This window comes from Streptococcus gallinaceus (assembly GCF_024170225.1).
In the GTDB taxonomy this organism is placed as follows: Bacteria; Bacillota; Bacilli; order Lactobacillales; family Streptococcaceae; genus Streptococcus; species Streptococcus gallinaceus.
Genome location: NZ_JALJXU010000001.1, coordinates 388,096 through 401,605, shown reverse-complemented (window position 1 = coordinate 401,605; position 13,510 = coordinate 388,096). Strand labels below are relative to the sequence as shown.

The following is a 13,510-nucleotide window of genomic DNA, read 5'->3' as shown; positions in this document are numbered from 1 at the left end:
TGCACAACATACCATTTTTATATTTTATAACATTTTTCATGAATTGTAAAATTTTCAAGATTGATTACTTGCAAAAAATGAAAATTGATATATAATAGACTAAAATATTTATTTAGGAGGCATATTTAGGATATGTTAAAAGATTTAAAAACTTTCTTGTTTAAAGGAAACGTACTTGACCTTGCTGTTGCTGTAATCATCGGTGCTGCATTTAGTGCTATCATCACTTCACTCGTTGGTGACATCATCACTCCGCTCATCTTGACTCCAGCTTTGAAAGCTGCAAACGTAGAAGACATCGCTAAACTTGGTTGGAACGGTGTTATGTACGGTAAATTCTTGAGCGCTGTCATCAACTTCTTGGTTGTAGGTACTTCACTCTTCTTTATCGTAAAAGCTGCTGAAAAAGCAATGCCTAAAAAAGTTGAAGAGCCAGCTCCAGTTGGTCCAACTCAAGAAGAATTGCTTACTGAAATTCGCGATTTGTTGAAAAAATAATCCATCTCAAACAGACTTCGGTCTGTTTTTTTTATTCCCAAAATCTAAAAAAATAAAGAACCTAGGACTTTCGTCCCAGGTTTTACTATTATCCTCGGTAACCGTTTGGATTGTGCGATTGCCAATTCCAGCTATCACGACACATGTCTTCAATTGATTTTTCAGTCTTCCAATCAAGCTCAGCCAAGGCTTTGTCTGCATTGGCATAAAAGGCTGGCAAATCACCTGCACGGCGTGGTGCAATCTTATAAGGAACTTCTATACCGGTTACTGCTACAAATGTATTGACCAACTCAAGAACACTAGTTCCTTTTCCAGAACCTAGATTGTAAGTGTAAACTTGTTTGGCTTGGTCCAATTTTTCAAGTGCCTTAACATGTCCTTTAGCCAAGTCTACAACATGGATATAGTCACGAACACATGTACCATCAGCTGTGTCGTAGTCTCCACCAAAAATATTGAGAAATTCACGTTTTCCGACAGCCACTTGAGAAATAAAAGGCATCAAGTTATTGGGAATACCAGATGGGTCTTCACCAATCAAACCAGATTCATGTGCTCCGATTGGGTTGAAATAACGAAGCAATGAGATAGACCAGTCTTTATTCGATACATACAGGTCACGCAGAATTTGCTCACACATGACCTTTGTCTGACCATAAGGGCTTGTCGGTACACCAACGGGCATGCTTTCAAGATAGGGAGATGGATTGAACTCACCATAAACCGTTGCACTAGATGAAAAGACGATTTTCTTTACACCGAATTCTCCCATGACTTCCACAAGAGATAGGATAGACATGAGGTTATTGCGGTAGTACATGGTTGGTTTTTGAACAGACTCTCCTACCGCTTTGTGGGCTGCAAAATGGATAGCTGCTTCAATCGTTTCCTTTTCAAAAACAGAACGAAGGGCATCCTTGTCTGCAACATCTAATTGATAAAAAGTAGGACGTTTTCCTGTGATAGTCTCGATACGATCGACAACCTTCTCACTCGCGTTTGAAAGATCATCAACGATCACAACGTCTTTTCCAAGCTCCAATAGCTCGACAACAGTGTGGCTTCCGATATAACCTACACCACCAGTGACCAAAATACTCATGCCATTCTCCTTTGTATTAGTGACAAAAAAACAGCCTTACAGCTGTTTTTTATATTCTATTAGAATTTTTTACGCTTACGAGCTGCTTCTGATTTGCGTTTACGTTTTACAGATGGTTTTTCGTAGAATTCACGTTTGCGTGTTTCTTGAAGCGTACCAGCTTTGGTAACCGCACGTTTGAAACGGCGAAGAGCATCATCAAGTGATTCATTCTTGCGTACTACAGTTTTTGACATATTTTTCACTCCCCTCAATTTCAAAGTCCTTAATAGTGTACTACAACTTCATTTAAAAGTCAATCGTTTTGTTAAAAAAGTATGTGGTAAATTTTTGAGAGTGAAAATCCCTACGAATAGCAACTATTTCTACGAAAAAAGACCGTGCCTGAATATACGTATTTTTGCACTTGGTAGTCCATATATTTTCCATGATACTTTTCCTTGTCTTATTTTACGGAATAACACGGTAAGTATTAACTAGTTTTTAAGCAAACAAAAGACCTTTTCTTCTTCGGAAAAGGCCATTATATTTATAACCCTAGCTCATTATCTTTTTCAAGGACTACTTTTCCTGTTTAGGAAGAACCTCTTGATACATTTTTACCAAAGAAAGTTCATTTCTTCCCTCTAGGAGCAGATTGTCAAAGAATTTTTTTAGATATTCTGGATGTTGCTTCAGCTTTTTGGCATTATCTAACACCAGGGAATCTCTAAAATATCTAGCATGTTGCTGGAAGGGAGTGTTATCTACTTCAAATCCCATGTAGCGCAGATATTTAATCATAAAGACTGTAACAGTTCGAGTATTGCCTTCTCGAAATGGATGAATCTGCCAAATACCTGACATGAACTCTTTTAGGTGTTGCACAATTTCTTCATAAGATTTTCCCTGGTAGTTGAATTTTTTTTCTTGGTCAAAGTCATAATTCAAACTAGCTTCAATCGTTCTATAATCATCATAGATAACTGTATCACCCTCTAAAATTGCCTCTTTCTTTGTGATATTGTTGTGACGGTATTCTCCTATCGGATAGTCGGGATTCAGAATCCCTTGGAATAATTCTTCGTGTATCATCTTCAAGGTACTTGGAGCAAACTTAAAAGCATGACTAGACAACAGTTCTACGATACGCAAGGCAACAATATCTGCTTCCTTGGTACTATCATCTATCTCATCATGATATTTGGTGATTTGCTCATAGATTTGTTGGTATTCTATTTTCCCTTCAATCTGTTCCTTCGCAAGTTCAAGCATGTAAGGAGAAGGTTCCAGATTATCTACTTTCTGAAGTCCGAACCCCGTTGCCCAATAATCTACTTTGGTTTGGTAGGAGAGACTAGGATTGTCAATTTCATAGGTTGATTCCATTTACTACTCCTTTTTGTAGCTTTTGAAAAATTCATTGATGAAAGCTGAAGCTGAACGATAGCCTTTTTCTTTCACAAGCCACCCAATTTTCTCTCTAACATAATTATATTTATGTTTGTCATTATATTGATATTGTATCAGAAATTATTTGAAATGTCATATCCAGCTGGTTGAAAAACTCTAGACACATACGTTAAAAAAATCATTATTCCACAGAAAGCTTCGTAAAGAACAAAAAATAGTAAGAAGCAATGTAGGAAAAATTCTTCAGGTAGGATGTAAATAACCGGGTCTGTATTTGGGTCAAATAGCCAAGTTTGGTCACCAACAAAAAGAATTTTGTGGAAGAGGATAAAGAATTGTTCAAAGCCAACTAAGAGTCCAATAAGAGCCACTAGAACAGGTACCAAGGCTGCCCAAATAAATACTTTTTGGAATAGACTACCAAAGCCCTTGCGAATCACTTCTTTCCAAAAGAAATAAAGAGCTGGAAGGCTACAGAGAAACAATCCCTGCGCTAGGTGAAAGAGCCACTTAACCTGTGTAAAATGATGCAGTCCTGCATCAGACGATGAAAAACTTGGCATGGAAAGAACATGCTGCAAAGGATTTGTCAAATACTGCATCAGGATATTAAAATTATAAGAAATATCTGCTGCTTTCATATAGACGATATTTTCCAGCCCTAACCATTTTATTTCCAAGGGATATGCCAACCAAGCGCCGTAAATCGTCGCCAAAATAGCCAATGTCAGGAGATTAAGAACCACTCCTGCTGCTTGTAATTTAATTTTCATAAACCGTCCATTCATCCAAAGAATCCAGCACATGAGTCGGTGCAATCGGTAAATCTGCTACCTCTTCTTTTTTGGTAAATCCTGTCAAGACTAAGATAGTAGGAAAGCCATTGTCAATCCCTGCTCGAATATCTGTCAGGTAATTGTCTCCGACCATGACTGTCTGCGACCGTTCTGTTCCTAGATGAGCCAAGGCTTTATCCATGATAATTGCCTCTGGTTTTCCCATGATGACTGGCTTCACACGGGTTGCGGCTTCTAAGAGTGCAAGCAAGGAACCTGCACCTGGTAGCAAGCCTCGTTCTGTCGGAATATTGAGGTCTGGATTGGTCCCGATAAAGGTTGCTCCTTTTTCAATGGCTAAAGTTGCTGTCGCAAATTTTTCGTAGTCCACTTGCCAATCCAGCCCAACGACTACATAGGCAGGATTTTCCGTATCAAGAACATAGCCCGCTTCTGTAATGGCTGATTTCAAACCAGATTCACCAATGACATAGACTGTTTTTTCCTTACCCAAGTCATTCATATAGTCAATGGTTGCATGTGTCGCTGTATAAATAGTATCGAGCGGTGTTTTCACATCAAATCGACTAGCCAGCATTTCCTGAATCTGCTCAGGAGAGCGCGTTGTATTGTTGGTCACGAAAAGATAAGGAAGCCCCGCTTCCTGCAAACGCGCTACAAAGCGTTCACCAGATGGAATCCGCTCCGTTCCCTTGTAAATCGTTCCATCTAAATCAATCAAATAGCCTTGATAGGTCATGTGTGCTCCTTCATTTTCAAAACATTTCAATACTTGTTATTATACAATATCTTAGCTCAGCATGGTAGTAAAACCTCAAAAAGAAAACACCAGACGATTCTAGAAACATGTTTAATCTATACACTCACATAAAAACAAATTATTTCCGTTTTAGTATTATAATAAATTATATTTATGAAGTTTATTATATTTTAAAGAAGATTATCATGCCCTCAAAAAGAACGCAGATCCATTTTAGATATCTTTTGTTTTCAACCGTGCTTTTAGGTCTATGGAGCAGTCAAACAGTCGCTTTTGCAGATGAAAATGTCACTACCAAGTCGGCAACCATTACCACAACATCAGAATCCACCACACAGACATCAACGGTTTCAGAACCTTCTTCTCAGCTTGAAAAAAATCTTACTATTCCTCTGGACAAAAAATACCTTTTCCCAGTTGAGGACTATACCTACACCATCTCAAATCCTAAGATTGCAACGATTTCAGGAAGAATTCTCATTCCTAACGAAAAAGGAACTGCCTCTATCACCGTTAAAGATGCCACGGGAAGGCTGATTGATAGGCTGTCTCTGACAATATCAGACACTTCAGCGGATACCTATACTCGCTTGCTATCCGAGTGGAGCGATATTCTGACGGGCAATAAAGCCTATGACACGACTGATTCGCACATGACAGAGCTTTTCAAGAGGCTAGAAAACAAAACCAAAGAATCTCTCGCAAAAGACCAATCAGGATTTCTCAGCGATATTTCACATATCACGAAACAATCGTCCAATATGACTAGCGTCTATCAGAATGTCGAAGATCTGGCCAAACAAATCACGAATGAAAAGTCTGCTTTTTACCGGGATAATAGAGCCATCCGACGCATCAAAGAAAGTCTTGAATGGCTCTATCAGAACATCTACAATCCTGATAAAACCATTGAAAATGGAAACTGGTGGGACTACGAAATCGGAACACCACGCGCCCTTGTCAACACCCTCGCTATGCTGCAGGATTATTTCAGCCAAAAGGAGATTAACCGGTACGTCACGGCTGTTGAAAAATTCGGACATAATTGGAAAAAAACTTTTGATGCACTTGGTGGCAACCTTGTCGATATGGGGCGTGTTAAACTCATCGCTGGGTTACTGACCAGGAAATCACTGCAACAACTGCCGCCATGTCACGCTTGTTCCAATTCGTCACAAGTGGCGAAAGATTCTACAAGGATGGCTCCTACATTGATCACACAAACCTTGCCTACACTGGTGCCTATGGAAATGTTTTAATTGATGGGTTATCACAACTTCTGCCAATCATTCAACAAACCGAAAATCCATTATCAAATGAAGAACTAGACTCAATTTATCATTGGATTGACAAGTCATTTTTCCCTTTGATTATCAACGGGAGTTTGTTGACATGAGTCGTGGTCGTTCCATTAGCCGCTCTACTGGAAAATCCCATGCAGCTACTATTGAGGCTTTACGGGGGATTTTACGAATTGCTCATCTCTCAAACGACCCTCGAAATACTAAACTACTTAGTCAGCTAAAAAGCATTTTACAGGCAGACAAAGTCTACAGCCCTTACGGTAACTTCAAGTCCTATGCCGATATTCGATTGATGAAGACATTGCTCGAGGATCAGAACATCCCTGCTCTTCCTGTCACTTCTTGGCTGAGCACTTTTAATAATATGGATAAGCTGACCTACTACAATGCTGAAAAATCCTTTGGATTTGCCTTGTCTCTCTTTTCAAGTCGAACACAAAACTACGAAGCAATGAATAAGGAAAATGTCAGAGGTTGGTATACCAGCGACGGCATGTTCTACCTCTCCAACGCTGACCAAAATCATTATAGTGAAAACTACTGGCCAACCGTTGACCCTTATAAACTGGCTGGAACAATCGAAACAGATGAAACACGTTTGGATGCGACCACTAAAAACAAAGCATCTAGTGGTATGGGAAAACTGCCTTCTGATTTTGTCGGTTCATTAAAATTGGATGACAAACACGCGCTAGCCGCTATGGACTTTAGTAACTGGAAAAAGGAACTTAGCCTGCGAAAAGGATGGTTTATTCTCACTAATCGTATTGTCTTTCTCGGAGCAGCTATCTCAAACACATCTGGGCATACCGCCTCGACCACCATTGACCAACGAAAAGAGGACAGCAAGCACCCTTACACCGTCTATATCAATGGTCAAAAAGTAAATCTATCAGACAAGCTCGAAACGATTTCCGGCGTGCAGACCATCTTCCTCGAGTCAGATCAAGCCGATAGAAATATCGCTTATCACTTCACCAAGCCAACCGACCTGAATATTGGAAAGATTAGTCGCTCCGGCGCTTGGTCTGATATCAACAAAAACACCAATCAACCGACAACCAAATTCTCAAATCAATTTATCACCATCAGTCAGACCCATACGAATGATAAGGATAGCTACGCCTATACCTTGTTCCCAAATATCACTAAGCAAGAAGCAGATTAGCTGACAAGTTTTGCTTCTCTTGAAATTTTAGAAAATAGCAAAGCGAACCCAGCTTGTCTTTGACCGAGAAAGTCAGCCTTGGTACATCATCAAATACACGACTAACAAAACAACCATTGATGGACAAGTTGCCCTTGATAAAGCTGGATTATATATCATGACAAAGGATACCACAGCCCACACGATTCACTACTACAATCCCACAACACCTCAAAATGAGAGTGTAACCTCGACACAATCCCTCAAATCACACTAAAACCAGCATTGCTAGAAAATCCAATACCTCTTTAAGGGCTTAGTTCTGTATAAAATAGGCTAAGCCTTTTTGAGCAAACTTCTACTATTCAAGCAGCAACTAACTCATCTATTTCAAAACACTAAAAAACAAGAACTGTATCCGTTCTTGTTTCACTCATTACTCGGCTTCCTCGTCCACTTTTCTCCACTCAACCTGTGCTTGGGCGCGTAGTTCACCATCTGCGACAATGGCATGCTGGCTAGTTAAGTTGTCCAAGCGGTGCTGCGAATCAATCATGCCGCCTGGTGCTACTTCCTTAATGTACTTCAGCTGCAAGCGTTTTGGGACATGATGCAGTAAAAAATCATAATCCATCACATCAAACATCCACTCGAGATACTTACTGTTATTAACGTGACCATTCATATCAATGTCAAAATACCGAATGCGGTATACTTGCGAAATCAGGTCATCTAGAGCTGGTAATTTCGGTGCACGTTGTACTTTTTTTACCATCTCAGATTCAAATGGTGCCACCAAATCTGCTGGGACTGGGCTGAGTTTTCGGCTATCCAACTCCAGTAGCACAAAATAGCAGAGAATATCCATGATTTGATTGCCATCCGCATCATAGATATAGAATTTCCGATAACAGAAAAACTTATTGTGCGATACAGCTTCTGTTGCGATGGTAACCGTTTCTCCATAATGAGGCAAGCGGTCAATGGTCATTTCATAGTCTGTGACAATCCAGACCAGGCCATATTCTTCAAAAATGTAGCGGTCACTGCGTCCTAAACTGATAGCTTGTCGACCAGAAATTTCCAAGCAACGTAAAATCAAAAGTGATAATTTGACGTCTCTTTTCACATCGACGATGTCAAAGGGAATGGTGTATTGTTCTTGATAAGTTAAGCCCATGTACTCTCCTTCTGCTAATCTAAGATAAAGCGTCCTGCGACGGTATCTCCCAAGAAAAGTCCTTTCTTAGTCATCCGAACCTGATCTCCCTCTACTTGCAAGAGTCCTTCTTGGATCAAGTCTGTTAAAATACTGCCGTAGCGTTCCTCAAAATTCACTGCAAACTTGTCTTGAAAACGCTGGATTGAAATGCCTGATTTCTTCCGTAAACCCAGAAACATCTCCTCTTCCATCTGCTCGTTTTTCGATAAGATTTCCTCATGCAGTCGGGCATGTCCTTTTTCTGTAACCGACTTGAGATAATGCTGGATTGGCCCACGATTGCGATAACGCATGCCGTTCAGATAGCCCGATGCCCCTGCTCCTAGACCGTAATATTCAGCATTGTCCCAGTACATGAGATTGTGGCGGCTTTCAAATCCCGGCTTGGTAAAATTGGAAATCTCGTAATGTTCAAATCCATTTTTCTCCAATTCCTGCAAGATATATTCAAACATATCGGACTCGACATCTTCATTGGGCAGATGCAGGTTGCCACGGCGCTGACGATTCATGAAGACGGTATGATTTTCCAAAATCAGACTGTAGAGGCTCATATGGGGAATATCCAATGTCAAGGCCTTAGCGACATTATCCTCTACCTGTTCCATTGTCTGACCCGGTAAGGCGTAAATCAAGTCAATCGAAATATTGTGAAAATCAGCTTTTTTCAGCTCTGCAATCGTCTCGTAAATCTGAGCTTGATTGTGACTGCGGCCAATTTTTTTCAGCATACGATCGTCAAATGTCTGCACGCCCAGAGAAACGCGGTTGCATTTTGAATTTTTCAGCACAGCAATTTTCTCAGCTGTCAAATCTCCTGGGTTGGCCTCGATTGTGAATTCTTCGATTTCTGACAAGTCCAAGATTTTTTCTAGATGCGTCAGTAAATACTCTAGCTGTTCAGCCGACAAGGCCGACGGCGTTCCGCCACCGATATAGAGGGTTTTCAGCGCTGGTAGATCGTAGTATTTCACTTCTTCCATGAGCATTTTCAGATAGTCATCGACTGGCTGATTTTTGATAAAAACCTTGGAAAAGTCACAGTAATAACAAATCTGCGTGCAGAATGGAATATGGATATAAGCAGATGTGGGTCTTTTTTGCATAAGGATAGTATAGCACATTTCAGAGTAAATGGAAAAAGGCTGGCACACGCCAGCCTTGATTAGGAATTGTATCCTAAGAATAGGAAAAATAAGACAAAATAGGTCAGAAATAGCCAAGTAACTAGGTAAAGGAATGCAAGCGATATTTTCAAACTTTTTCTAGTCTGGATACGAGCAATTCCCCTTAGCAATCCATAACCAAGAAAGCCTGAAATCACCAGATACATCAGAAATTCAATAATCCTGATAACTATTTCTGGTACTACTGTTACCATAACTACCTCCTTCGTATTTTATCGCTCCAAGTGCCAAATCTCATCATTATACTGCTGAATCGTGCGGTCACTAGAGAAGAAACTTGCCTTGGCAATATTAACAATCACCTTGTCCAACCAAGCATCACGGTCTTGGTAGTCAGCCAGCATTTTTTCCTTGGTCGCAATATACTCTTCCAAGTCAAGTAAGGTCATAAAATGATCCTGATATTTGAGATTGTCTTGCAAACGCCAGAGACGCTCATCAATCCCGCCTGCCTGACGAACGGCATCGCTGGTAATGAAATCAACCAGCGGACGAACCGTCTCTCGATCATAGAAATCATGCGGGTGATAACTACCATGTGCATAGTGGTCAATGATGGACTGGCTATCTTGGCCGAAAATATAAATATTTTCATCACCAACCAGATCATGAATTTCTACATTGGCGCCGTCATCCGTTCCAATTGTTAAAGCCCCGTTGAGCATGAATTTCATATTTCCCGTGCCTGATGCTTCTTTTGACGCCAGAGAAATTTGCTCTGAAATATCTGCTGCGGGAATGATAAAGGAAGCCTCTGTCACATTGTAGTTTTCAATCATAACCACTTGCAAGTGAGGGCTGACTTCTGGGTCGTGCTGGATGAGCTGGGACAGAACCAAAATCAAGTGAATGATATCCTGAGCTGCTGTGTAAGCTGGCGCAGCTTTTCCTCCGAAGAAAACAGTCAAGGGACGCTCTGGAATTTGTCCACTCTTAATGACCAAGTATTTGTGAATGACATAGAGTACATTCATCTGCTGACGCTTGTATTCGTGGAGACGTTTGATTTGCACATCAAAAATAGAATCTGGATTCACATGCACACCTTGGCGTTTTTCCAGATGGCGTTGCAATTTCCGTTTGTTGTGAATCTTGATAGCCTCCAATTTTTCCTTGACATCGGCTCTATCTTTGAAGGCAAGCAGATTCTCCAACTGGCTAGCATCCTGATGGTAGTCCTGCCCGATCAATTCTTCAATATAGTGCGCCAAGCTCGGATTGGCATGCATGAGCCAACGGCGGAAAGTAATCCCGTTTGTCTTGTTATTGAATTTTTCGGGATAGAGGTCATAAAAGGCCTTTAATTCGGATGATTTTAGGATTTCTGTGTGCAAGGCCGCTACGCCATTGATGGAAAATCCGTAGTGGATATCCATGCGGGCCATGTGCACACGACCCGATTCATCAATGATATTGACCGATGGATCATCTTGGATGAGTTTTGCACGTCGGTCCAATTCTTCGATAAACGGCACCAAGTGTGGCACCACACGATTGAGAAACTCAAGCGGCCATTTTTCCAGGGCTTCTGACAAGATAGTGTGGTTGGTATAGGCTGTCATCTTCTTGACAATTTCAACCCCTTCATCAAAAGGAATGCCACGCAATTCCAAAAGTCGAATCAACTCCGGAATGACCAGTGAAGGGTGGGTGTCATTGATCTGTACAACGGCATAGTCTGGCAAGTCATGCAGATTGGAACCTTTAGCAATGGCTTCATCAATCAAGAGCTGAGCAGCATTGGATACCATGAAATATTGTTGGAAAATCCGCAAAATTTTCCCGTCATCCGTCGAATCATCTGGGTAAAGAAAGAGCGTCAGATTACGGAAAATATCTTCCTTATCAAACTCAATTCCGTCGTAGACGATGTTGTCATCCACCGATCCTAGGTCAAATAAACGCAGACGATTTTTGTGCTCAGTTTGATAGCCCGAAACGTCAATGTCATAGAGCTTAGAAGTCAATGTAAAATTGGCGAAAGGCACCTGATAAGAAATCGGAGACTCGCTGAGCCACGAACGTGGTGTAATCCAGCCATTCGGGATGGCTGCTTGTTGGTGATACTGGAAAATTTGCTGGAAGAGACCAAAGTGGTAATTGAGCCCAACACCATCCCCATTCAGTCCAAGACTGGCAATCGAATCCAAGAAACAAGCTGCCAAGCGACCGAGACCCCCGTTTCCAAGAGAGGGTTCGAGTTCCATTTCTTCAATGGCAAGCAAGTCTTTTCCAGCAACTCGAAGCTGCTCCTTAACCTCATCATACAAACCCAGATTGATTAGATTATTGGACAATAGCTTCCCAATTAAAAATTCAGCTGAGATATAGTAAACTTTCTTCTTCTGCTCATTGGTACACTTGGCTTCACTACGCTGCTTGGTAAAGGCTAATAAGGCGTAGTATAAATCATGATCTGAACAGTCTTCAATTCGTTTGGCATACATTGATTGGACAAAATTTTGTAGATTAATCACAGGCGTTCCTCTTTTCTTTCACAACAAGTGATGAAAATGACAGCGTTATCATCATTATTATACCAAATTTTCATGATTTTTCAAACCACAAAAAAACAGCTTATTCAGCTGTTTTCTCACTATCATCTAGCAGGTGACGAATGGTTTGGTTGCAAGTGTCAAAATAAAATTCTGTCGAATAGGAAATGCCCGTCTGTCTTGCCAAGTCGACCAACAAATTGAAAAAGGTCTGCGAAGAAAACTGAGTCGTCCGATGCAATTCTTCTTCATCAAAAGGTTTAATCAAGTGAGCCAAGGGATTCCGGATCGTTCGCTCCAAATAGCGCAGCTGCTCCACCTTCTCCTTGACCTCCTTAGGAAAATCAATATTCTGAATGAGAAGAGACAGGCTGTTGGATGTCACAATCCGCTCAGGATTAAAATGGCGCAAGACCGCATTGTCAGACTCCTGCAAGGCCGAACGCTTCCAAGTGTCGTATCGATGGTCCTTGGCATCATAGATATAGTCTTTCAAATTTGGAATTTTCTCCAGCACAATCCGCAGAAAAAGGCGATAAATCAAAGGAGAGACCGCACGCACAAAGTCAATAATCTGCCCCTTTTCAACTTGACTTCCAAGTCCAATAAATAATTCGATAATTGCTCTGTTTCTTTGCTTGCATTTTGTACCTGACCACTCTCCACAGCTGGATCGATATTGAGCTCTCTTCTTTCCTTTAGAATATAAAGCAACTCCAGCACCTCTTTAGGGCAATGCTGGAGTTTTTGAGCTACTTTATAAGCGGTCGAATACTCATACAAGTCTAGCAAGAGCAACAAGAGCTGTTTGCTTTCCTTGTTCATGATAGTTCCTATTCCGCAATCAATGTTTCCAAACCAACCTTCATCATATCTGTGAAAGTATTTTGGCGTTCTTCTGCAGTTGTGTCTTCCTCTGGGTTGACCAAGCTATCTGAAATAGTCATAATTCCCAAGGCTTGCACACCGTGTTGGGCTGCCAAGTAGTAAAGAGCTGCCGCTTCCATCTCAATAGCATGCACACCCAATTTACCAAGGGAAATATTGCGGTCTGCCATATTTGAGTAGAATACATCTGAAGAAAGGACATTCCCAACGTGCGTTGTCATGCCGAGTTCTTTTGCAATGTGGTAGGCTTTGTCCAACAAGCCAAAGTCTGCAATTTGTGGGAAGTCATATTCTGGCCAGTCATTGCGGATAATGTTTGAATTTGTCGCAGCAGCTTGTGCCAAGACCAATTCACGGACATGCACATCTGGATTGATGGAACCAGCTGTCCCAACGCGAATGAGTTTCTTCACGCCGTAGTCAACAATGAGCTCACGCGCATAGATAGAAATAGACGGCATCCCCATCCCTGTTCCCATAACAGATACACGGTGGCCTTTGTAAGTCCCTGTGTAACCAAACATGTTACGAACAGTATTAAAACATTCTGCGTCTTCTAAAAAATTTTCCGCGATGAATTTGGCGCGGAGAGGGTCTCCTGGTAGCAAGATTTTATCCGCAATTTGACCTTGTTTTGCTTCGATATGAATTGACATAATTGATGATATAGAGAGCGAACTCTCTTCCTTTCTGGTTGATTCGTTTATCAGTTAGT

Annotated in this window: 13 protein-coding genes and 2 pseudogenes; 4 read left to right on the top strand and 11 right to left on the bottom strand. The window is 41.1% G+C overall.

Going from position 1 to position 13,510, the window contains the following annotated elements:
* The first annotated feature begins 132 nt into the window (after positions 1 to 132).
* Complete coding sequence (mscL, locus tag J2T50_RS02065; protein WP_253363143.1) at positions 133 to 498, top strand: large conductance mechanosensitive channel protein MscL; 366 nt, start codon at positions 133 to 135, stop codon at positions 496 to 498.
* Between the two features lie 88 nt (positions 499 to 586).
* Here the strand turns inward: mscL and galE are convergent, their stop codons facing one another.
* The 5 genes from galE to J2T50_RS02040 all read right to left on the bottom strand — a co-directional run bounded on the left by galE (position 587) and on the right by J2T50_RS02040 (position 4,531).
* The gene (galE, locus tag J2T50_RS02060; RefSeq protein ID WP_253363142.1) at positions 587 to 1,603 is read right to left on the bottom strand and encodes a UDP-glucose 4-epimerase GalE; all 1,017 of its coding nucleotides are present in this window, start codon (positions 1,601 to 1,603) and stop codon (positions 587 to 589) included.
* A 59-nt stretch (positions 1,604 to 1,662) separates the two neighbouring features.
* Positions 1,663 to 1,839 carry a 30S ribosomal protein S21 gene (rpsU, locus tag J2T50_RS02055; RefSeq protein ID WP_000048054.1) on the bottom strand — a complete coding sequence of 59 codons (177 nt, stop codon included), beginning with the start codon at positions 1,837 to 1,839 and terminating at the stop codon, positions 1,663 to 1,665.
* Positions 1,840 to 2,164: 325 nt separating this feature from the next.
* A complete protein-coding gene (locus tag J2T50_RS02050; protein ID WP_253363141.1) occupies positions 2,165 to 2,971 on the bottom strand; it encodes a Fic family protein in 807 nt (268 codons plus the stop codon).
* A gap of 137 nt (positions 2,972 to 3,108) precedes the next feature.
* Complete coding sequence (locus tag J2T50_RS02045; RefSeq protein ID WP_253363140.1) at positions 3,109 to 3,768, bottom strand: TIGR01906 family membrane protein; 660 nt, start codon at positions 3,766 to 3,768, stop codon at positions 3,109 to 3,111.
* The gene (locus J2T50_RS02040; protein WP_253363138.1) at positions 3,758 to 4,531 is read right to left on the bottom strand and encodes a TIGR01457 family HAD-type hydrolase; all 774 of its coding nucleotides are present in this window, start codon (positions 4,529 to 4,531) and stop codon (positions 3,758 to 3,760) included. Before J2T50_RS02040 ends, J2T50_RS02045 begins: the two co-directional genes overlap by 11 nt.
* A 107-nt stretch (positions 4,532 to 4,638) precedes the next feature.
* Here J2T50_RS02040 and J2T50_RS02035 point away from each other — a divergent pair.
* The 3 genes and pseudogenes from J2T50_RS02035 (at position 4,639) to J2T50_RS10565 (ending at position 7,280) form a co-directional block, all read left to right on the top strand.
* A pseudogene (locus tag J2T50_RS02035) lies at positions 4,639 to 5,948 on the top strand (hypothetical protein).
* Positions 5,945 to 7,024 (top strand): polysaccharide lyase family 8 super-sandwich domain-containing protein, encoded by a 1,080-nt coding sequence (locus J2T50_RS02030; RefSeq protein ID WP_253363134.1) that lies wholly within the window; start codon positions 5,945 to 5,947, stop codon positions 7,022 to 7,024. The pseudogene J2T50_RS02035 and the gene J2T50_RS02030 overlap by 4 nt, the downstream one beginning before the upstream one ends.
* Before the next feature lie 34 nt (positions 7,025 to 7,058).
* A complete protein-coding gene (locus J2T50_RS10565; protein ID WP_354279951.1) occupies positions 7,059 to 7,280 on the top strand; it encodes a polysaccharide lyase beta-sandwich domain-containing protein in 222 nt (73 codons plus the stop codon).
* A 159-nt stretch (positions 7,281 to 7,439) separates the two neighbouring features.
* Here J2T50_RS10565 and J2T50_RS02025 read toward each other — a convergent pair whose 3' ends face one another.
* The 6 genes and pseudogenes from J2T50_RS02025 to deoD all read right to left on the bottom strand — a co-directional run bounded on the left by J2T50_RS02025 (position 7,440) and on the right by deoD (position 13,451).
* A complete protein-coding gene (locus J2T50_RS02025; protein ID WP_253363132.1) occupies positions 7,440 to 8,183 on the bottom strand; it encodes an acyl-ACP thioesterase domain-containing protein in 744 nt (247 codons plus the stop codon).
* Positions 8,184 to 8,197: 14 nt separating this feature from the next.
* Positions 8,198 to 9,331, bottom strand: a complete 1,134-nt coding sequence (hemW, locus tag J2T50_RS02020; RefSeq protein WP_253363130.1) for a radical SAM family heme chaperone HemW — start codon at positions 9,329 to 9,331, stop codon at positions 8,198 to 8,200.
* A gap of 59 nt (positions 9,332 to 9,390) precedes the next feature.
* Positions 9,391 to 9,606 (bottom strand): hypothetical protein, encoded by a 216-nt coding sequence (locus J2T50_RS02015; protein WP_253363128.1) that lies wholly within the window; start codon positions 9,604 to 9,606, stop codon positions 9,391 to 9,393.
* 18 nt (positions 9,607 to 9,624) lie between these two features.
* Positions 9,625 to 11,889, bottom strand: coding sequence for a glycogen/starch/alpha-glucan family phosphorylase (gene glgP, locus J2T50_RS02010; protein ID WP_253363126.1), 2,265 nt, complete (start codon positions 11,887 to 11,889; stop codon positions 9,625 to 9,627).
* Positions 11,890 to 11,989: 100 nt separating this feature from the next.
* Positions 11,990 to 12,732: pseudogene (locus J2T50_RS02005) on the bottom strand (hypothetical protein).
* Between the two features lie 8 nt (positions 12,733 to 12,740).
* On the bottom strand, positions 12,741 to 13,451 hold the full coding sequence (gene deoD, locus J2T50_RS02000) for a purine-nucleoside phosphorylase (RefSeq protein ID WP_253363124.1): 711 nt from the start codon (positions 13,449 to 13,451) through the stop codon (positions 12,741 to 12,743).
* Positions 13,452 to 13,510: the final 59 nt, after the last annotated feature.